Source organism: Lysinibacillus sp. NPDC098008, from assembly GCF_044760715.1.
In the GTDB taxonomy this organism is placed as follows: domain Bacteria; phylum Bacillota; class Bacilli; order Bacillales_A; family Planococcaceae; genus Lysinibacillus.
Window position 1 is genome coordinate 56,128 of record NZ_JBIWBA010000010.1, and the last position, 20,638, is coordinate 76,765.

The following is a 20,638-nucleotide window of genomic DNA, read 5'->3' on the forward strand; positions in this document are numbered from 1 at the left end:
TTTGTTAAACTAAAGAAGGCTATACCATAATAACGTGGAGGGAGATGAACAGATGCCTACAGTTTTAGTAGTGGACGATACGTTATTTATGCGTGTTGCCATCAGTAATATGTTTACAGAATGGGGTTATGAGGTCGTTGGAAAGGCAGTGAATGGTAAAGAAGCTGTGGCAATGTATCGAGCGTTACAGCCAGATTTAGTAACGATGGATGTAACGATGCCCGTTATGAATGGTATTGCAGCAGTAAAAAAAATTATCCCTGAATTTCCAGATGCAAAAATTATTATGATTACAGCGCTTGGTCAGCAAAAGCTTATTGTAGAAGCGATTGAAAGCGGGGCAAAGGATTTTATTACAAAGCCCTTTGAGCCAGAAAGATTAAAGGCTGTGGCCGATCAATTATTGGGACAAAATTGCTAATTAGACATTAGAGGAGGACTTTTTATGTTAAGCAGCATCCCTTCTCACTATTATGTTATCGGGTCAACCATCATGGCCATTGTAATGGGAAGCTTTGTGATGGTTATACGAATGCGAGCTTCCAAAATGCCAACAAATGAGAAGAAAATTATAATTCCACCGATTGCTATGTCTTCAGGTGCGCTGATGTTTTTATTTGAGCAATTTCGAGTGCCGCCTATGCAAATTTTAGAGGCAGCCGCTGTAGGAATGGTGTTCTCGATAATTTTAATTGCGACTTCGAAATTTGAAGTAAAGGGTCGAGATATTTATTTAAAACGTTCAAAGGCATTTGCTTTTATATTAATTGGTTTGTTAATATTCCGCGTGGTGGCGAAAATAATTTTAAGTAGCTCCATCGATGTTGGGGAATTAGCAGGTATGTTCTGGATTTTAGCCTTTGCCATGTTACTACCTTGGCGAATAGCCATGCTAATCCAGTTTAAAAAAATAAAAAAAACAATCCCACAACTACACTAGTATGCATGCTAGTGTAGTTTTTTGTTGGATAGAGCGGCAAAAGTGACGATTAGAACCTGCAAATAAACGGATAGCACATGTGCTAAAGGCAAGAAAAATGCTGCACGAAATTTCGTGCAGCGATGTGATTATTCGAATAAATGCTCGTATGGAGCGATATCAATTTGCATTTCCTCTAATTTTTTGCGTAAAAATTTATGGTCACGCTTTGGGGTTGCTTGTATATAGCCTCGAATAATAAGGTCGTGATTAATAGCCTTTGCTTTTTCTTCTAAAGCAAGCTCGCCAATTTTCCCAGCGATTTTTTCCTTTGCGACCTGTCTAAAAAGCTCAGGTACAGGGCTTACAAGCTCATATAGCAGCTCCTTTTCAGCTTGTCCCCATAAGTGAATCGTTTTATCTAAATAATATTCTTGCCAATCTAAATCAGATTTGCCATCCTGCTTTGGCAATGCCTTTAAAAACTTGCGGAACATGAAAAATCCGCCAATCGCCATCAATGAAATAAGAACGACAACCCAAAATAAAATAAACCATAAAAACCAACCTTGTAACAAATCGTTCACCTCTTTGCCTTCTCTCATTCTATTATAAGAGCTTACGATAAAAAATTCATCTTTAATTGTCCCTTTTTTAGCAAGAAGTCTGTATATAGTGTGTAAGAAAGGGGGGATGTTCCATGGCAAACGTTACCTTTGTTAATGCCACATTGCGCCTGAAGTATCAGATTGGCTATGATGAAAAAAACGAACCGCAATTCGTCACAAAATCGTATCGCAATCTGAACAGCACACATAGCACAGATGATTTAGTGGCAGTTGGCAATGCTATTGCTAGCTTATCAACACTGCCACTTGCCAGCATTGAAAAGCAAGAAACAACACATTTATCTTAGAGGGAGGTTATCCGATGACACAAGTATTAGAGCTACAATTTGCCGCAGCGGATGGCAAAGCGACAACATTGACGATTGATGCACCAAGACCAGCGCTTACAGCCACTGACATTCAGCAAGTGATGGCAATCATTATTGAGAAAAATGTTTTTACAGGGCAATCAGGCGCATTAACAACTATTAAAGGAGCCCGTATTGTTGATCGTCAAGTGACAGAATTTGATGTAGCAACAGCATAATGGAGCAATGGAGTCATCTGAAAAGTCATTTTAAGATGGCTCCTTTTTTACCGTCTAGGAAAGGAGGAAGCCTCATGGAACAGTGGTTCAACATGTTATCCGATATCGGTTTTCCGATTTTAGTGTCATTTTATTTATTGCACCGCGTCGAAGTAAAGCTGGATGCGATTCATGCTGCACTCGTTTCTTTAAAATAACATGAAATGAATTTCACAAAGATGTACGAAAGCTGTCACCTTGAAGTTCTTGTCAATGTTGACAACCTACGATAGGATGAGAATAGTGTAGGTTAGGGAGAGTGTTGAGATGAAGCGTAAATTAATAGGGCTAGTCCTGCTGTTAGCCTGTACCGCTATACTAGGTGCATGTGGGAACGCAAAATTTAAGGCAGATTATAGCCTGGAAATACCTGATTTTGAGCATATCAATCAGCGTGGGGAAACGGTATCTTTAGAAAGTTTAAAAGGAAAGCCGTGGATTGGGATGTATATTTTCACAAACTGTACATCTATTTGCCCGCCAATGTCATTGAATATGGCACAAGTTCAAGAAAAGCTCCAGAAAAAAGGTGTGGAGGATTATAATATTGTAGCCTTTTCAGTTGATCCAGACGTTGATAAGCCAGAGGTGTTAGCTGATTATATTGGTAAATTCAATGTACCAGATGACTCAAAATGGAACCTTCTTACAGGGTATTCACAAAAATATATCGAACAATTTGCTGTGAAAAATACAAAGATTTTAGTAAAAGACGACCCTAACAGTGATCAAGTTATCCATGGTAATCAATTTTTCTTAGTTGATAAAGATGGGCTTTTAGTAAAAATGTACAATGGCTATGCGGAAAATATTGAAGATGTGCCTATTGATACAATTGCCTCTGATATTGAAACATATATTGATGAAAACCTATAATAAATAGCAAAAGCATGTTTTGAACAACTACAGCAAAACATGCTTTTATTGATAAGATGAAGGAAGTGGTGACAATGACTTTAGCACAAACTTATCTACAGGTTATCCAAAAAAGATTTCATATAATTAAAGAGCAAGGTGATCAAACATTAGCCCAGCTAGAAGACGAACAGTTACATTGGGCATATAATGAAGAATCCAATAGTATTGCTGTTATTGTGAAGCATATGAGTGGTAATATGATTTCACGCTGGACGGATTTTTTAACGTCAGATGGAGAGAAGCCTTCGAGAAATCGAGATGATGAGTTTATTGATAGCCTCCATACAAAAGAGGCTATTATCGCAGCTTGGGAACAGGGCTGGCAAGTATTTTTAACGGCTTTATCAAATTTAACAGTAGCTGATTTAGATGGATATATTACCATTAGAGGTGAGCAACTAGCGATTATTGATGCGATTGAAAGACAAATGGCTCATTATGCACAGCATGTTGGTCAAATCATTTATATTGCAAAGCAAGTAAAGGGTGCTGAGTGGCAAACATTAAGCATACCAAAGGGGCAATCTCAAATATTTACAGAAGCAATGCGCACAAAATATCAATCGTAAACTATAAAGGTCGTAGCTGATGAGATTTAGGTCGCTACGATTTTTTCATTGTTTGTAAAATCCAGAATAATAGGAAAATGTTAAAGCTGTTTGAAATGATAAATTTTGTCCGATAAAAGGTTTGAGAAATATAGAAAAGGAGAACAGATCATCAGAGAAGTATTTTTCACATCAAGAAATAAAAGGAGAGAATTGTATGAAACAATTCATGGGAAGCTTTAAGGGCAAGCTTTATATGTTATTCGCTCTTATTCTATTAGTTCCAGTGTTATCTGTTGGGAGTCTATCTTATTTTTCAGCCAAAGATGCCATTGAAGAGGAAATTTTATATAGTGCAAATGAAAGTGTGGCAATTTTAAATAAGCTAATCGATCAAACAATTAGTGAAAAAGTACATGATATTGATATTTTTAGTAATGATCTTCATATTCTTGAGCAATCGCAGGAGGAAGTACGTGAAGGCTTACAACAATATGCAAAGCTTCATCCTGATATTTTAAGTATTTATGTAGGTGCCCATGATGGAACCTTTACACAGGAGCCACGAATAAATGATGCAGACTACAATCCTTTGGAAAGAGATTGGTTTAAAGAGGCAGCCGCTTTAAAGGGTGAAACATTAATTACAAGCCCTTATAAAGATGCAGGTACAGAAGATATGGTTGTAACAATAGCAAAGCAGCTAGCCGATCAATCAGGTGTTGTAGCTGTTGATATTAAATTAGCAGGCTTACAAGAAGTTGCAGACTCCATTCGAATTGGTCGAAATGGCTATCCATCTATTTTCGGTGAGGATAATATGGTGATTGCACATCCTACATTACCATCAGGTGAGGCTGTCAATGAAAGCTTCCTTCAGAAAATGTACGATAGTGCATCAGGTATATATGACTATACATATAATGGTGATAGCCGTATTATGTCCTTTAATACAAATGAATTAACAGGCTGGAAAATTTCAGGAACAATTTTTGCGAGTGAAATTGATGAGGCGGCTTCAACAATTTTATTCCATACAATGCTTGTGCTTGTAGCAGCCATTATTTTAAGTACCATTGTGTTTTATTTTGTGATGAGGGCTATTATTAGACCAATTAAAGCGCTAAAAGATAGCGCAATTACGATTAGCCAAGGCGACCTAACAGCAAGCGTTACCGTGACATCCACAGATGAAATTGGACAATTGGGGCAAGCCTTTAACGATATGCAGCAAAGTTTACGTACACTTATTCAAAAAATTGAGCAAAATGCAGAAGAGGTAGCATCCTCTGCTGAACAGCTTACAGCCAATGCCAATCAAACAAGCACTGCAACGGAAAAAGTAGCGATTGCCATTCAGGATGTTGCAACAAGTGCTGATTCGCAAACTGTCAATGCTAATAAAAGCGCAGAGTCGCTGCATGAGCTATCAACAGCTATTCTGTATATGGCAGAAATCTCCTCCACTGTTACAGACCTGACACAGGATGCAACATTACAAGCAGATGAGGGCGGACAAGCCGTTCAAAATACAAAAAATCAAATGCAATCTATTCATGCATCTGTAGCCGATTCGAATGCTAAAATTCAGACATTACACGAACGTTCACAGCAAATTACAGCGATTTTAGATGTTATTACAGGCATTGCTGACCAAACAAACTTACTGGCACTAAATGCAGCAATTGAAGCGGCAAGAGCAGGCGAGCATGGTAAAGGCTTTGCTGTAGTGGCAGATGAGGTGCGTAAGCTGGCTGAGCAGTCACAGGATTCAGCAAAGCAAATTTTTGAATTGATTCAAGGGATTCAACAGGAAACAGAGCAGTCAGTGAGTATTATGGCGAAGGTAACAGAGGATGTGCAGGCAGGCTTGCATATTTCGGATGAGGCGATTGCCAAATTCCAAGTGATACTGACAAGCATGAATGAAATTATGCCTCAAATGGAGGAGGCGTCCTCTGCCTCTGAGCAGATGTCTGCAAGTGTACAAGAGGTAGCGGCTGTTACAGAAAATTTAGCCTTAAGTGCGAAAGGCAATGCAGCCGCTTCAGAGGATGTAGCAGCCTCAACCGAGGAGCAATTAGCATCCATGGAAGAAATTAATGCCTCTGCGCAAGCACTAGCATCTATGGCAGATGAACTAAAGCAGCTTATTAGTCAGTTTAAATATTAATAGGAGGGGCGTCTGAAAAGTCGTTTTGAAACGCCCCCTTTGCGACGAGGATAGTGACAATGGATTGTGATTACCACAGGAGCAAGCATTGTTCGCGAATATTTAATATAGAAGCTGGGGCTGTCTGAAAAGATATATACTTTTCGGACAGCCCCTTGCGTGTTTGGTGGTGGGTAGTGCGCCAAAAACTGTATTTTCATATTAGCTGTAATATTTCATAGTCAAAAGCTATCTATGGGAACAGGTGATGTATTTTAACGTATAATAGATGATAGCATCATATTAGTGGGAGGCAGCATATGCGAGGTAAAGCAAGAGAACTAGGGATAACAATTGGTACATTACCAACAGGATCAAAAAATTGTATAACAGATGTTGCAGGTGTCCAAGTAGGTCATGTGACATTAGATCAGCCATTAGCTGCTCAAGGTGCATATGCATGTACAGGTGTGACAGCGATTTTGCCACATGATGGCAATTTATTTCAGCAGAAAGTGACAGCAGCAAGCTACGTGCTCAATGGCTTTGGCAAAACAACAGGGCTTGTGCAGGTGAATGAGCTTGGAGTGCTGGAATCGCCCATCATGCTAACAAATACATTGAGTGTGCCTGCTGTTACGCAGGGCACATTGCAATATATGCTTGAAGCAAATGAGGATATCGGTCTGACAACAGGAACCATTAATATTGTTGTAGGTGAATGCAATGATAGCTATTTAAATTCAATTCGCGCATGTGCCATTACACCTGAGCATGCAATGGAAGCCATTCGTACAGCTACCGATTCTACAGCGCAAGAAGGGGCAGTTGGGGCAGGGAAAGGGATGATGTGCTTTGGCTATAAAGGAGGAATTGGTGCATCTTCACGTCTTGTGAAGGTGGAACAAACGGATATTTGCTATACAGTAGGCTGTATGGTGCTTAGCAATTTTGGGCAAAGTGCCGATTTTTTAGCCCATCATTATCGTGCTTCTACTTCTCAACAGTCATCAACATTAGCACCAACAGATGGCTCCATTATGATTGTGCTTGCCACAGATGCACCACTGAGTAGTCGTCAATTAACGCGTGTTATTAAGCGTTGTGGAATAGGACTAGGCAGAACAGGCAGCCATTTTTCTCATGGTAGTGGTGATATTGTTATCGGCTTTACAACAGCACATCATATTCCACACACAACAGATCAGCTTATAGTAACACGTACACAACTACGTGAGGATCATCCAGTGATGAATCAACTATTTGCAGCAGCCGCTGAGGCTACAGAGGAGGCTATTATAAATTCACTATTTCAAGCACAAACAACAGTAGGACGGGATGGACATAAGGTGGAGGCTTATATGTATGAATCATGTGAAAAGTGACAAATAAAGGAGGGGAAGGATTGCTTCGTCCAAAGCCATTAAAAAAAGGGGATACGGTGGGGCTAATCAGTGTGTCAAGTGCTGTTCCACCCGAAAATGTAAAGCCTGCTATTGCCAGTGTTGAAAGGCTAGGATTCAAGGTTATTGCTGGGGAAACATGCTATGCGCAGCATGGCTATGTAGCAGGCACGGATCAGCTACGGGCAGCGGATGTACATCGTATGTTTCAAGACCCTACAATTGACGGGATTTTTTGTATACGTGGAGGCTATGGCGCGACAAAAATTTTAGCACAGCTCGATTTTGAAATGATCAAGGCGCATCCTAAAGTATTTGCGGGCTATAGTGATGTAACAGCTTTACATATTGCCTTTAATCAGCTTTGTGGCTTTATTACGTATCATACACCAATGCCATCCACGGAGTTTATCAAGCAGGAAATGGATATGTATACATGGCAATCATTTAAGCAGCAAACGATGGCAGTGGAACATATAAATGTGGAGAATCCAGCAGCACAGCCAATGACTACGCTTGTAGGGGGCAGTGCAGCAGGTTTGCTTACAGGGGGCAATCTAACATTAGTAACCGCATCACTTGGCACACCCTATGAAATTGATACAAAGGGAAAAATTTTATTTTTAGAGGATATTGATGAGAGCCCCCAGCGCATTGATCGAATGCTTACCCAGTTAAAGCTGGCAGGAAAGCTTGATGAGGCAGCAGGAATTTTATTAGGTGCTTGGACAAATTGTGGCACACAGTCTTCGTTACAAACTATTTTCCAGGAAATATTAGTGCCGTTAAGCAAGCCTATTATTGCCAATATTGCCTGTGGGCATTGCCTACCAACGATGTCATTGCCCTTAGGCGGCATGGTTGTGATGGATGCCGATCAGCCGCAAATTCAACTAAAAAAATGAACTATTACGAAATGTAATAGTTCAGAAGACCTTAATAATGATAAATATTTAGCTGCTGTCCTGCCTCTAAACGATCTGAACGTAGCTGATTCCATTGTTTAATTGATGTGACTTTAACATTATGAACTTCTGCAATCTGCATTAAGGAGTCACCATCAGCGACCGTAATCGTTTTCTTATCTTTAACAGGGCTATCATATTGCTGGAGGTCGTATTTGGCAATAAGGGCATTTAATTTTTCGTTGTATGATGAATCAGTGGCATAGGAGCCTGTTAGAAATTTTGTTGCCTCTGTGTAGGATGTTGTATTGCTTTTAAAGACGCCAGCATAAAAATTTTCATTCCAAGAAACCCCATTTCGCATTAGCTTTACATAATCTTGCATGGATGCCTCATAGGAAGGGTATTTCCGAAATTCAGCCATCACAGTTGAGAGCTTGCCTGAACCATCATCTTCAACGGTTTCAAGTGTGACAGAGTTGTTTTGATAGTTGCCTTTCATACCAAAAAGATTATAGTTAGGAGCGGAGCCAAGCCCACTTTGACCATGCTGACTTTCCAAAATAGCTTGGGCTATCATCACGGACGCATATAAATCATTTTTAGCACCAAGGTCCCGTGCAGTTTCAGCAATTGTGCCAATAAACTCTTCCACACTTGGACGATCATCAATCACAACAGGCTCTTCGATTTCAGGCTGATTGAATAGCTGTGTGACCATAAAAAATGAAAGACAGATCACAACAACTGTAACGATAAATCCTTTAACAAATTTAACTACATATTTCATAGCACTGCTTGATGTTGAGCGTGACAACATCTCCCTCCCTTCTATTAAAAATTTAGCTATCTCTCATTATTGCAGAGAGTGAAAGAGAAATAAAGTGAAACTACCAATCGGGTTTTTACAGGCTGTTAATACGGGATAAAGGGATGTACGATAGAATTACTCTCATTATTAATAAAACGCTATAACGATGGATTGGTTCCTTTGCTAGTGACAGAGCAGGTGTGCATATTTTGTATTGACGTGTTTCCAAATAGTTGATAGAATTTCGTATGTAAAACTTTCATAACAGAGGTTCATAGCTTATACCCTCTATAAAAAACTATGCATAGGATCATTTTTCCTCTTACATATGATATAGAAAATAGCTGAGCCTCTTTTAAAAGTTTTGTTGTACACAACTTTGAAGGAGGCTTTTTTTGATGTCTAGTCGTACAGAACAAGAAGGTTTAGGAGATTTAACATTGTTAGGCAATCAGCAGGTGAAATATCCAATGCAATATGCGCCAGAAGTGTTGGAGGCTGTGGATAGCTTACATACAGAGCGTGATTATTTTGTGAAATTTAATTGCCCAGAATTTACAAGCTTATGCCCAATTACACAGCAGCCTGATTTTGCGACAATGTATATTTCCTATATTCCAGATAAAAAATTGGTGGAAAGCAAGTCGTTGAAGCTGTACTTATTTAGCTTCCGCAATCATGGCGATTTTCATGAGGATTGTGTGAATATTATTATGAACGATTTAATTCAGCTATTAGACCCTCGCTATATCGAGGTGTGGGGCAAATTTACGCCGCGTGGAGGCATTTCAATTGACCCGTGGTGCAACTATGGTCGTCCTGGGACAAAATATGAAAAAATTGCGGACCATCGCTTAATAAATCACGATTTATATCCAGAGAAAATTGATAATCGTTAAGATAAAGAGGTTTTTAGCAACCCTCTGAAAAAAACTAAGAAAAGAGGCTTTATGATGAAAAAGGAAAAAGCCATCGTTGTATTTAGCGGCGGGCAGGATAGCACAACTTGTTTATTTTGGGCATTGCAGCAATTTGGTGAAGTGGAGGCGGTGACATTTGATTACGGACAAAACCATCGTTTAGAAATTGACTGTGCCAAAAACATCGCACAACAGCTTGGTGTTAAGCACCATATTTTAGATATGTCATTATTAAATCAGCTTGCGGCTAGCGCATTAACACGTGAGGATATTAACATTGAGGAAGGACAAGATGGTGAGCTGCCATCAACCTTTGTACCGGGGCGCAATTTGCTATTTTTATCCTTCGCAGGTGTACTGGCAAGCCAAGTTGGAGCAAAGCATCTTGTGACGGGTGTTTGTGAAACCGATTTTAGCGGCTATCCTGATTGCCGAGATCAGTTTGTAAAAGCATTCAATGTAACGCTTAATTTAGCGATGGATGAGCCATTTGTTTTACATACGCCATTAATGTGGCTTGACAAAGCACAGGCGTGGGCATTAGCGGATGAGCTTGATGCATTCGACTTTGTGCGAGAGCAAACACTCACTTGCTATAACGGTGTTGTGGCAGATGGCTGTGGAGAATGTCCGGCATGTAAGCTGCGGCAAAACGGGCTACAAAGCTATTTAGCGACGAAAGCGGGGCAAGAAGCATGAGAATTTTTTGTTATTTAGCTTCGATTGTGATTGCTAATGTTGTGACAGCGCGTTTTGCACCGTTGGAAATGGGCATGTTTATCGTGCCGATAGGGACATTTTTTGTTGGAGCAACATTTATATTCCGTGACCTTGTACAAAATAAATATGGACGTAAAAAAACATATTTCTTTATTTTCATTGCATTATTTTTATCCGCTGCTGTATCGTTTTCCTTAGGTGATACATTGATGATTGTGGCAGCATCAGCGCTGTCGTTTATTATTTCTGAAACAGCAGATACTGAAATTTATACACGCTTGAAGCTTCCAATGGCTTGGCGTGTGCTTTACAGCGGTACTGTAGGAGGGCTGCTTGATTCAACGGTTTTCGTTATTGTTGGGCTAAGCCCACTTGGTGCGGGCTTTCTTCCGTGGGCAGCCGTACCTGCAGCAATTGTTGGACAAATCATCGTCAAAACAGCGCTGCAACTAGTTGGTGTATGGGTCATTGTCCAAGGACAGGCATTGCGTGAGAAACGACTGGCTTAAAAAGAGGATGTGTTCAGAGAGAAATTCTGACACATCCTTTTTCCTATTTAGTAAGAGCCAAGTCGGGCACAAGCATGGGTCCATAAAAAATGGTATTATGTACCTTTAAAGTGATCAACTATTGAAAGGAAGTTTGTATTGAATACAATTTTTAGCGTCACACAAAAACAATTATATGATTTTTTATTAAATGTAGCGCCTGTACGACCTGTTTTTATATGGGGAGCACCGGGTATTGGAAAATCAGCAATCGTTGAAAATTTTGCAAGTGAATTAGGCTTGCCATGTGTTTCTTTATTGGGCAGTCAGCTAGCGCCTGAGGATATTATTGGGGTTCCGCAAATTAAGGATGGCCATAGTGTTTTCTGTCCACCGAAAATGATTGCTCGAAATGAGCCTTATTGTCTTTTTTTAGATGAATTAAATGCTTGCTCACAGGAGGTACAAAAGGCATTTTATAGCTTGATTCATGAGCAAAGGATCGGTGAGTTTATTTTACCAGAGGGAACGATTGTCATTGGAGCGGGCAATCGAGCACAGGATAGTGCCATAGTCAAGCCAATGTCCTCTGCATTAATCAATCGCATGGTGCATGTGCAGCTAAGAGCCTCTCATCGAGATTGGCTAGAATGGGCTTATGCACATGAAATTCATCCATATGTGATTGAATATATTCAAATGCGTCCAGATCATTTATGGAGTGAGCCGCCAAAAACCGAGGAGCCCTTCTCCACACCACGCTCGTGGCATATGCTAAGCGATTGCCTCTATGCCTATGGGAAGAGCTTAGGAGAAACAGATATTGATATTTTAGCAAGTAGCTGTTTATCGCCACATACGGCAAGTCAGTTTAAAGCCTTTATCAAACAAATACAAAGCAAATATGATTTAGCAAAAATTATTAATGGTGAACTACGTTGGCCAGATCAGCCTGATGAAAGAGATTTATTGTATTTTATGGCACAATCCTTGCGTGCCCAGCTTATCAAGGAGCTGCCAAATGAACATACAACATTAAAGGCGAATCAACGACAGCTTGCCTTTCGTGCCAAGGATTTAATCAAGGACCTATCAGCCATTAGCTTAGAAATTGCACAAATGGTTGTAGCAGAGCAGAAGGGTGAGGCACTGCCTGCATGGTTTATGCTAGAGGTGATTAGAGATTTACCACGTTTGGTCGCTAAAAAGGATGGGTAATAGATGGCGAAAAAAAGGAAAGCTGCACAGCAGGAACATAAAAATAGTAAAAATATTGCGCTTGGACATGCCATTGTAGCTGAGCATCCACTATTTGCGGCGCTTTGTCATGCCGTTTATTTGCAATATGAAAGTATGCCGCAAAAAGATTGGGCTTACGTGACAAGCACAGGCATGATTAGTGTCAATCAGGATCAAAAAGGACAGCCAAATGAATGGGCCTATGTGATTGCCCATTGCTTATTGCATCTTGGCTTATCCCATCATCAGCCGAAAGAACAGCCTGAATTATGGAATATTGCCTGTGATTGCTATATTACAAAATTTTTAGCAGAGCTAAAATTTGGGCAAGCACCGAAGGAGATGAATGAGCCGCTTTTTGAATCCTTTAGCTCTGAGGAGAAATTATATGAAAAATTGCTGCGCGAAGGTGTACCAGAGCATTTAAAGGGCTATAGTACAATGCCAGGGCAAACAGATTTTATCACTACAGCACGAGGCAATGATTATTTTTACAGTGGTTATCGTAGTAATTATCCGATCCTATTTGCTGAGGGCTTATCAAAGGCTGTACAAAGCGCGATTCGTGTAGCAGGAGGTGTAGATAGCACACTAGCAGGCTCAATGATTATTACGCAGGCAGAGCGTGCAAGGGCTTGGTTTATGAGCTCCTATCCATTGTTTGGCGCACTAGCCGCAGATTTTACGATTATTGAAGACCCACTTATTTGTACACGAATGGATATTTCGGTTGCAGCGATTGCAGTTGATACAAAGGAAATTTACATTAATGCTTCTGTACCGATGACGGATGAGGAAATGAGGTTTCTGATCGCCCATGAATTGCTGCATGCTGGGCTTAGTCATACTACACGCAGACAAGGGCGTGATGCATATTTATGGAATGTTGCCTGTGATTATGTCATTAATGGCTGGCTTATGGATATGAAAATTGGGGAGATGCCAGCAATTGGGGGACTCTATGACCCTGCGTTAAAGGGCTTATCAGCGGAATCCATTTATGATCGAATTGTCACTGATATAAGAATGTATCGTAAGCTGCGAACGTTTCGAGGGCAGGGTACTGTGGATATAATGGAAACAAAGCCACCTGATTTCTGGGAAGGGCAAAGAGGAATGGATTTGGATGCATTTTATAGACGAGCGCTAAGTCAAGGGCTGAGCTATCATATGGCACAGGATAGGGGCTATTTGCCACAGGGGCTTGTGGAGGAAATTCGCAGTCTTGCACAGCCACCAATTGCATGGGATGTGGAATTAGCGCGCTGGTTTGATCGTATGTTTCAGCCGATTGACAAGGTGAGAACATATGCACGACCAAGCAGAAGACAAGCATCAACGCCTGATATTGCACGCCCAAGATGGATATATCAAAGCGGCGAGGCAGATGGACGTACATTTGCGGTCATTATTGATACATCAGGCTCAATGGATCGTTTACTGTTAGGCAAGGCACTTGGTACGATTGCCAGCTATAGTATAGCAAGAGATGTACCCCTTGTACGTGTTATTTTTTGTGATGCTGTTGCCTATGATGCGGGCTATATAGCGCCTGGGGAATTGCTGACAAAGGTCAAGGTAAGGGGAAGGGGCGGCACGGTATTACAGCCTGGTATCCAGCTAATTGAAGCGGCACAGGATTTCCCAAAGGACGGTCCTATTCTTATTATTACAGATGGGCAATGTGATCGCCTGACCATTAAACGGGCACATGCCTTTGTGCTACCACAAGGAGCTAAACTACCATTTGTACCAAAGGGCGAGGTCTTTAGAATGAAATAATGGCAGCGCATAGTGAGGAAGGAGCGCATCAATGATTAAATTTGACAATGTTTCTAAAAGCTATAGTCGTGATCATACGGCTGTTAAAGCATTGAATGTAGAAATTAACAAGGGCGAATTTTTTGTGATTATCGGTCCAAGCGGCTGTGGTAAAACGACTTTATTAAAGATGATTAACCGATTAATCCCTGTCACAGAGGGAACAATTTGGCTTCAGCAGCAAAAAATTAGCGATTACAATATTCATGAATTGCGCTGGCGCATTGGCTATGTTTTACAGCAAATCGCTCTTTTTCCGCATATGACGATTGCAGAAAATATTGCCATTGTGCCTGAATTAAAAAAATGGTCGAAGGCGGCAATTGACAAACGGGTGGATGAATTACTCGCAATGGTTGGGCTAGAGCCAGCTAGCTACCGCCAGCGCAAGCCAAAGGAGCTTTCTGGCGGTGAGCAGCAACGGGTTGGGGTTGTTCGTGCTTTAGCGGCTGACCCTGATATTATTTTAATGGATGAGCCCTTTAGTGCATTGGACCCGATTAGCCGTACAAAGCTACAGGATGATTTGCTGGAAATGCAGCGTACCATTCAAAAAACAATTGTCTTTGTGTCCCATGATATGCAGGAGGCACTTAAATTAGGGGATCGGCTTTGTTTGATGAAGGATGGCAAAATTGTGCAAATTGGCACACCTCACGAGATTATCCAAAATCCTGCCAATGACTTTGTGCGGCAATTTATAGGAATTAAAGACGATATGGCTAATATCTTTGATATCCAAGCAGTGATGCAGCCAATCGTTAGCTCACAGCCATTAAATGCTATGGTTTTGGCGGATGCTTCATTGGCAACCATTCTTGAACAGCTTGCACAGCATGATGAGTTAGCTGTGGAAAAGGATGGGGAACGTATTGGACGTATTACACGAGCATCTATGCTGCAATATTTAGCTAAGGATTATGGAGAAAGAGGTGCTGCTGATGACTAATTTACTAGAAGTGTTTGATGAACGTAAAGGTCAGCTAATGGCAGCATTGCTTGAGCATATAGAAATTTCCTTTATCGCGCTATTTTTTGCAGTGCTAATTGCCATTCCTCTAGGCATTTATTTAACCAATAAAAGGAAGATTGCTGAAAGTATTATTGGTATTAGTGCCGTCTTGCAAACAATTCCTTCGCTTGCCTTACTTGGTCTATTGATTCCGTTATTTGGCATTGGGAAGGTGCCTGCGATTATTGCGTTAGTTGCCTATGCGCTATTGCCTATTTTACGGAATACCTATACAGGTATTCAGGAGGTAGATCCATCGTTGAAGGAAGCGGCATTGGCAATGGGGATGAATATGCCCAAGCGTTTAGTAAAGGTTGAATTGCCGCTTGCGATGCCTGTTATTATGGCAGGTATTCGAACAGCGATGGTATTAATTGTAGGGACAGCTACGTTAGCCGCATTAATTGGTGCTGGTGGCTTAGGAGATATTATTTTGCTTGGCATTGATCGCAATAATACAGCGCTTATTTTATTAGGCGCTATACCAGCAGCCATTTTAGCACTTATTTTTGATGTATTGCTAAAAAAATTAGAGGCATTATCATTTAAACAAACAGTGACCACATTAAGTCTTATTAGTGTCGTCGCTCTTGCGATGATGTTTTTCCCGCTTCTGCAAGGAAAAAATGATGAACAACAGCTTGTGATTGCGGGCAAGCTTGGCGCTGAGCCTGAAATTTTGATTAATATGTATCAATTATTGATTGAGCAAGACACAGACTTAGAGGTGCAATTAAAGCCAGGGCTTGGGAAAACATCATTTGTTTTTAATGCCTTAAAATCAGGAAGCATTGATCTTTATCCTGAGTTTACAGGAACAGCCATTGCAGAGTTTTTAAAGGAAGAAGCGGTAAATAATCAGCAAGAAGATGTTTATGAGCAGGCAAAGGAAGGAATGCTTGCGCAATTTGATATGGTGCTGCTAAGTCCCATGCGTTATAACAACACATATGCACTTGCTGTATCAAAGGAAATAGCGGAAGCTCATCAGCTCCAAACAATTTCAGATTTAAAGCCGCTCGCGCAGACGATTCGAGCAGGCTTTACACTAGAATTTAATGATCGTGAGGATGGCTATGTCGGTATGCAAAAACGCTATAATATGACGCTTGCCAATGTGACAACAATGGAGCCAAAGCTACGCTATCAAGCCATTGCAGCAGGGACTATTGATGTACTGGATGCTTATTCAACAGATAGTGAAATTCGCGAATATGGTTTACAGGTATTAGAGGACGATCAAGCATTGTTCCCGCCTTACCAGGGAGCGCCATTAATTAGAAAAGAAACATTGGCGAAATATCCTGAGATTGAAGCAGCGTTAAACAAGCTTGCCAATCAAATTACTGACGATGAAATGCGTGAAATGAACTATCAGGTGAACGTAGAAGGAAAGTCTGCAGCAGATGTAGCGAAAGCCTACTTACAAGAGAATGGATTGCTTCAATAACAGCAAATAAGATAAAAAAACGAACTATGGCGAAACATGAAAGGTGAAGTTTCGCAAAATAGTTCGTTTTTTTATTTATATCAGTAAATATTTAATGTTTATCATTAATTAATTATTGACAAGGATAAATCAAGCTGTATAATAAAAACAGGAAAAGGGATGCTGATTATGGAGCAAACAGTTTAAAGTAAGGAATTTCGATTATTGGCAAATTGCCTACAGGGTGATTGTGTTAAGCTTGAGTCACTATTTGTAAAGACGGATATTATTAAGGGCATTAGCTATCATTTTACAGGTATTAATTGGACACTATTATTATGTAGTTTGGTCATTTGGACAATTGCGCGTATTTTCCGATATGGTGCATTTTTACAGGATGAATATGATGCAACAGCTTAGGAAGTGAGAATATGGCTATAATTATTCGCTTGGATCGCATGCTAGCAGATCGAAAAATGCAGCTAAGTGAGCTAGCAGAGAAGGTTGATGTGTCAATCGTCAATCTCTCTAATTTAAAAACGGGCAAGGTAAGAGCGGTGCGTTTTTCTACATTGAATGCAATCTGTAAGGCGTTAGACTGTCAGCCGGGCGATATTTTAGAGTATGTAGAAGAAGATTAAAGACTGCCTCCTAGTCAAAGCAGCAAGAAGGAAGGACTTTTCAAAATGACAGCTTTTAGTTTTTTATTGATTGCCATTATAGCAGAGGTGTTTGCAAGCTCTATGCTCAAGCGGACGGAGGGCTTCACACGCGTTTGGCCATCCATTGGCGTTGTAGCTGGCTATGGAACGGCTTTTTATAGCCTATCGTTAGCATTAAAAACCGTTCCCCTCGGCACTGCCTATGCGATATGGGCAGGCTTAGGCACAGCATTAACAGCCGTTGTTGGTGCCGTGATTTATAAGGAATTTTTTAATCGGAAAAAGGTTATCGGTATTTTCTGCATTATTTTAGGTGTGGTGATGCTCAATCTTGCAGGGGGTCATTCGTAATATGAAGGGCTATTTATTGTTAACATTATCCATTATGAGCGAGGTCTTCGCGACAACAATGCTGAAGCTTTCGGATGGCTTTACAGTGCCTGCCCCTTCAGTAGCGGTGGCAATTGGCTATGGGATTTCATTTTATAGTTTATCGCTATGCTTGAAAACCTTGCCATTAAGCTTAGCCTATGCTATTTGGTCAGGCGTGGGCACGGCGCTTACGGTTATTGTTGGTATGGTTATTTGGCACGATATTTTTAACCTTTACTCTGCGCTTGGGATCACGCTCATTATTGGCGGCGTTATTTTATTAAATCAAGGGGATAGAAACAGTAAAGTGACGGATAGATTACAAGAATAGACGGATAGAATCACAAAAGCCTCTCGCCTTATTTGGTGGAGGCTTTTTATGATTCAAGTCGCCATATTTTTTCTTGCTACATATGATAACGAGAGGGCTATTTCTATGGAGGCATTAAGGAAGGGGGCTTGAAGGTTGAAGCGACAACATTTTTTATGTGAAGCATTACATGATTTGCAAACATTGCAGGAGATGATGAAGAGCTTTCATTCGAAACATTTTGGTCAGCTACTTGTAAACATTGTAGGGAGCGATACGATTCCATTTTTTTTAATTACGCATAGTGGCGCACATTTACGGTTAATGGATACAGCGAAGCAGTTTGAAACGGAGTTTTTTCGTATTGAGGCGGTTGATCGGGAGCGCTGTCGTGGCATCGTATCGCTCCTAAGGGCTTTTGATTATGAGGGGAAAGATACCAATCATATTGGAGATGTGATTAGGCTAGAAAAAACGACTACGGAGAAAGCTATTGAGCTAAGTGGTATTTCTGCAATTCAGCTTCTAAAGCCAGATATGTTAAAAGGGAAATTTATTATTGAGCCTAAATGGTAGTGTGAGATGACAATGAAAGGAAGTTTAGTAATGACGATTATTGGTATGCTACATCACCGACTTGACCCAACAACGGTTCTTAAGTCTTATGCCTATGCAGCGGTTGCGAAGGCGGAGGGGGCGCAGTTTTTTTACTTTACGCCTAAAAGTGTGGATTTTGCCAAACGCTCCATTCAGGCAAAGGTTTATGAAAATGGACAATGGCAGGAAAAAACAATGCCCTTTCCAGATGTAATTTATAATGCGGGCAGTCCTGAAAAATTATCGGTATCGCAAGCGATTATTGATCGTTTAAAAGAGGAGATTCCTTTTACAACACATTCGATAGGGAATAAATGGAATGTAATGAAGCGCTTAAAGGAAGCACAGGAGTTTGAGCAATATTTAATTCCATCTGAAATCGTGAAAAATGTAGAATTATTCCATAAGTTTATTCAGTACTATAAAAAAGTTGTGTTTAAGCCGATTGATGGACGAAAGGGGAAGGGCATTTATTTTATTACAAAGGTTGGCAAAATACATTATGAGGTAAGGAAGGATCAGACAACTAACTACTATTCACAGCAGCAGCTAGATGCACTGCTAAATGAGCAGCTTGCCACAGGAACATTTATTATGCAGCCTTATATTCAATCGGTTACAAAGTCAGGGCAAGTGTATGATTTCCGTTTGCACGTCCAAAAAAATGGAGAAGGGAAATGGGTCATAACAACTGTCTATCCACGTATTGCTCCAGCAGGCTCGATTATACCGAATATTAACAATGGTGGCTATACGAATTATTTAGACCCTTTTTTAGAGCAGGAATTTCAGGAGGAGGCTTACAATATTCGCCGCATGCTAGAGCATTTCTCCCTGGCACTAGCCCATCATCTTGATGAAATTCAAATGGTGAAATTTGGCGAGGTCATTGATGAAATTGGAATTGATGTTGGCTTAGATCAGCACCAAAAAATTTGGATGTATGAGGTCAATTGGCGTCCGGGCTGTCCTCCTGCCTTTTACTTAGAATTAGATGTGGTGATCAACTCCATTCGCTATGCTATGTATCTTGCCAATCATCAAAAGCAATTAAAGCAAGAGATCGTCCAACAAAAAAGTAAGCATCTTGCAACGAAAAAAAGCTTGCCAATTATTGCGATTACAGGCAGTGCTGGTAAAACAACGACAAAGGCATTTGTTGGCTCAATTTTATCGAAAAAGTGGAATATTTTTGAATCGAAGGATTATTGGAATACAACAGAGCATACGAAAAAGCATGCAGAGGAAATTAACGATACACATCAGGCTGTTGTATTAGAGTATGGTATGGCTTATCCGGGCATTATTACAAATCATTGTAGCATTATCCAGCCGAATATTAGTATTGTTACCAATATTGGCTTAGCGCATGTTGGGAACTTTGATGGTGATGTAAAAGGCGTAGCCAAAGCAAAATCGGAGTTAATTCACGGCATGGATCAGCAAGGCGTATTAATTATTAATAAGGATGACGATAATTCTAAGTTTTTGGAAATCGAGCAGTTTCAGGGGAAAATCCTAACGGTAGGGCTTCAACATGATGCGGATTACCGTGCATATGATTTGCGCTATAAGGAAATGGGCATGTCCTTTAAAATGCAGCTACAGGGGCAGGAAATTGAGCTATATATCCCGATTTTAGGGCAGCATCATGTTTATAATGCATTAAATGCAGTGGCAGTAGCAGATTACTTAGGATTTAGTCCATTGGATATTCAGGCAGGGCTGAACTTTAAAAAGCCGCCACGACGTTTAACGCTTTATCATTGTCGTGATGGGATTACATTAATTGATGATACAGTGCATTCTCATCCACAGGGCGTACGTGCTGCCATTGATGTGCTAACAAATATTGCAAAGCAGCGCAAAGTCGCCATTATTGGGCAAATGCGTGAGCTTGGTATTTTAAGAGAGGAGGAGTATCGCAAGGTTGGGGAGTATGCTTATGAGGCTGGTATTGACGAATTAATTACCTATGGATTCCGCACAGATGAAATTAGTAATGCCGCGATTGCGAAAGGGATGGACCCATCGAAGGTACATCATTTTATCAATAAAGATCAATTACATGCACTGCTAGAGCAGCTTGTACAGCCTAATGATACGATTCTTGTAAAAGGCGCTAGTAAAACAAATATGTTTGAAACCGTGAAGTTTTTAGATCAAACATTTAAAGAATAATTAAAAAAGCCCGAGTAACTGTCCACTGGCAAGCGGC

The 20,638-nt window shown here is 40.4% G+C and carries 25 protein-coding genes and 1 riboswitch; of the genes, 23 read left to right on the forward strand and 2 right to left on the reverse strand.

Features of this window, described 5'->3' with window-relative positions; all coding sequences use genetic code 11:
- The first annotated feature begins 52 nt into the window (after positions 1–52).
- Together ACIQVU_RS10720 and ACIQVU_RS10725 are read left to right on the forward strand one after the other, a co-directional pair.
- Entirely contained in the window at positions 53–421 is a 369-nt protein-coding gene (locus ACIQVU_RS10720; RefSeq protein WP_402895430.1) for a response regulator, read from the forward strand.
- Positions 422–445: 24 nt separating this feature from the next.
- Positions 446–940, forward strand: a complete 495-nt coding sequence (locus ACIQVU_RS10725) for a CcdC family protein (protein ID WP_340805388.1) — start codon at positions 446–448, stop codon at positions 938–940.
- A gap of 128 nt (positions 941–1,068) precedes the next feature.
- Here the strand turns inward: ACIQVU_RS10725 and ACIQVU_RS10730 are convergent, their stop codons facing one another.
- Positions 1,069–1,497 carry a DUF2621 domain-containing protein gene (locus ACIQVU_RS10730; protein WP_340808559.1) on the reverse strand — a complete coding sequence of 143 codons (429 nt, stop codon included), beginning with the start codon at positions 1,495–1,497 and terminating at the stop codon, positions 1,069–1,071.
- 122 nt (positions 1,498–1,619) lie between these two features.
- Between ACIQVU_RS10730 and ACIQVU_RS10735 the strand changes: the two genes are divergently transcribed.
- The 8 genes from ACIQVU_RS10735 to ACIQVU_RS10770 all read left to right on the forward strand — a co-directional run bounded on the left by ACIQVU_RS10735 (position 1,620) and on the right by ACIQVU_RS10770 (position 8,039).
- Positions 1,620–1,835 carry a DUF1659 domain-containing protein gene (locus ACIQVU_RS10735; RefSeq protein ID WP_402895433.1) on the forward strand — a complete coding sequence of 72 codons (216 nt, stop codon included), beginning with the start codon at positions 1,620–1,622 and terminating at the stop codon, positions 1,833–1,835.
- 14 nt (positions 1,836–1,849) lie between these two features.
- Positions 1,850–2,074 (forward strand): DUF2922 domain-containing protein, encoded by a 225-nt coding sequence (locus tag ACIQVU_RS10740; protein WP_340805390.1) that lies wholly within the window; start codon positions 1,850–1,852, stop codon positions 2,072–2,074.
- A gap of 74 nt (positions 2,075–2,148) precedes the next feature.
- The gene (locus tag ACIQVU_RS10745) at positions 2,149–2,271 is read left to right on the forward strand and encodes a YvrJ family protein (RefSeq protein WP_340805391.1); all 123 of its coding nucleotides are present in this window, start codon (positions 2,149–2,151) and stop codon (positions 2,269–2,271) included.
- A gap of 109 nt (positions 2,272–2,380) precedes the next feature.
- Positions 2,381–2,989, forward strand: a complete 609-nt coding sequence (locus tag ACIQVU_RS10750; protein ID WP_340805392.1) for an SCO family protein — start codon at positions 2,381–2,383, stop codon at positions 2,987–2,989.
- Positions 2,990–3,063: 74 nt separating this feature from the next.
- Entirely contained in the window at positions 3,064–3,600 is a 537-nt protein-coding gene (locus ACIQVU_RS10755; protein ID WP_340805393.1) for a DUF1572 family protein, read from the forward strand.
- A gap of 196 nt (positions 3,601–3,796) precedes the next feature.
- On the forward strand, positions 3,797–5,752 hold the full coding sequence (locus tag ACIQVU_RS10760; protein WP_402895439.1) for a methyl-accepting chemotaxis protein: 1,956 nt from the start codon (positions 3,797–3,799) through the stop codon (positions 5,750–5,752).
- 299 nt (positions 5,753–6,051) lie between these two features.
- Positions 6,052–7,116 carry a DmpA family aminopeptidase gene (locus ACIQVU_RS10765; protein WP_402895441.1) on the forward strand — a complete coding sequence of 355 codons (1,065 nt, stop codon included), beginning with the start codon at positions 6,052–6,054 and terminating at the stop codon, positions 7,114–7,116.
- 20 nt (positions 7,117–7,136) lie between these two features.
- Positions 7,137–8,039 (forward strand): S66 peptidase family protein, encoded by a 903-nt coding sequence (locus tag ACIQVU_RS10770; RefSeq protein WP_402895444.1) that lies wholly within the window; start codon positions 7,137–7,139, stop codon positions 8,037–8,039.
- A 31-nt stretch (positions 8,040–8,070) separates the two neighbouring features.
- Here ACIQVU_RS10770 and ACIQVU_RS10775 read toward each other — a convergent pair whose 3' ends face one another.
- Positions 8,071–8,856, reverse strand: coding sequence for a glucosaminidase domain-containing protein (locus ACIQVU_RS10775; RefSeq protein ID WP_402895447.1), 786 nt, complete (start codon positions 8,854–8,856; stop codon positions 8,071–8,073).
- Positions 8,857–9,111: 255 nt separating this feature from the next.
- Positions 9,112–9,158: riboswitch (PreQ1 riboswitch) on the forward strand.
- Between the two features lie 90 nt (positions 9,159–9,248).
- Here ACIQVU_RS10775 and queF point away from each other — a divergent pair.
- The 13 genes from queF (at position 9,249) to ACIQVU_RS10840 (ending at position 20,601) form a co-directional block, all read left to right on the forward strand.
- Positions 9,249–9,749, forward strand: coding sequence for a preQ(1) synthase (queF, locus tag ACIQVU_RS10780; RefSeq protein WP_340805404.1), 501 nt, complete (start codon positions 9,249–9,251; stop codon positions 9,747–9,749).
- Between the two features lie 54 nt (positions 9,750–9,803).
- Positions 9,804–10,469 carry a 7-cyano-7-deazaguanine synthase QueC gene (gene queC, locus ACIQVU_RS10785; protein WP_402895451.1) on the forward strand — a complete coding sequence of 222 codons (666 nt, stop codon included), beginning with the start codon at positions 9,804–9,806 and terminating at the stop codon, positions 10,467–10,469.
- A complete protein-coding gene (locus ACIQVU_RS10790; RefSeq protein ID WP_340805405.1) occupies positions 10,466–10,999 on the forward strand; it encodes a VUT family protein in 534 nt (177 codons plus the stop codon). Before queC ends, ACIQVU_RS10790 begins: the two co-directional genes overlap by 4 nt.
- A 138-nt stretch (positions 11,000–11,137) precedes the next feature.
- The gene (locus ACIQVU_RS10795; RefSeq protein ID WP_340805406.1) at positions 11,138–12,196 is read left to right on the forward strand and encodes an AAA family ATPase; all 1,059 of its coding nucleotides are present in this window, start codon (positions 11,138–11,140) and stop codon (positions 12,194–12,196) included.
- A gap of 3 nt (positions 12,197–12,199) precedes the next feature.
- On the forward strand, positions 12,200–13,999 hold the full coding sequence (locus ACIQVU_RS10800; RefSeq protein ID WP_402895456.1) for a DUF2201 family putative metallopeptidase: 1,800 nt from the start codon (positions 12,200–12,202) through the stop codon (positions 13,997–13,999).
- 31 nt (positions 14,000–14,030) lie between these two features.
- The gene (locus ACIQVU_RS10805; RefSeq protein WP_402895459.1) at positions 14,031–14,987 is read left to right on the forward strand and encodes an ABC transporter ATP-binding protein; all 957 of its coding nucleotides are present in this window, start codon (positions 14,031–14,033) and stop codon (positions 14,985–14,987) included.
- Positions 14,980–16,500, forward strand: a complete 1,521-nt coding sequence (locus tag ACIQVU_RS10810; protein ID WP_402895462.1) for an ABC transporter permease/substrate-binding protein — start codon at positions 14,980–14,982, stop codon at positions 16,498–16,500. Before ACIQVU_RS10805 ends, ACIQVU_RS10810 begins: the two co-directional genes overlap by 8 nt.
- A gap of 204 nt (positions 16,501–16,704) precedes the next feature.
- Positions 16,705–16,899, forward strand: a complete 195-nt coding sequence (locus ACIQVU_RS10815) for a hypothetical protein (RefSeq protein ID WP_340805410.1) — start codon at positions 16,705–16,707, stop codon at positions 16,897–16,899.
- An 11-nt stretch (positions 16,900–16,910) separates the two neighbouring features.
- Positions 16,911–17,120 (forward strand): helix-turn-helix domain-containing protein, encoded by a 210-nt coding sequence (locus ACIQVU_RS10820; RefSeq protein WP_340805411.1) that lies wholly within the window; start codon positions 16,911–16,913, stop codon positions 17,118–17,120.
- Positions 17,121–17,165: 45 nt separating this feature from the next.
- Positions 17,166–17,492 (forward strand): DMT family transporter, encoded by a 327-nt coding sequence (locus tag ACIQVU_RS10825; RefSeq protein ID WP_445299975.1) that lies wholly within the window; start codon positions 17,166–17,168, stop codon positions 17,490–17,492.
- Position 17,493: 1 nt separating this feature from the next.
- Positions 17,494–17,844, forward strand: coding sequence for a DMT family transporter (locus tag ACIQVU_RS10830; protein WP_340805412.1), 351 nt, complete (start codon positions 17,494–17,496; stop codon positions 17,842–17,844).
- A 135-nt stretch (positions 17,845–17,979) separates the two neighbouring features.
- Positions 17,980–18,399 (forward strand): hypothetical protein, encoded by a 420-nt coding sequence (locus ACIQVU_RS10835; protein WP_340805413.1) that lies wholly within the window; start codon positions 17,980–17,982, stop codon positions 18,397–18,399.
- A gap of 30 nt (positions 18,400–18,429) precedes the next feature.
- Entirely contained in the window at positions 18,430–20,601 is a 2,172-nt protein-coding gene (locus ACIQVU_RS10840; protein WP_402895467.1) for a YheC/YheD family protein, read from the forward strand.
- Positions 20,602–20,638 lie beyond the last annotated feature (37 nt).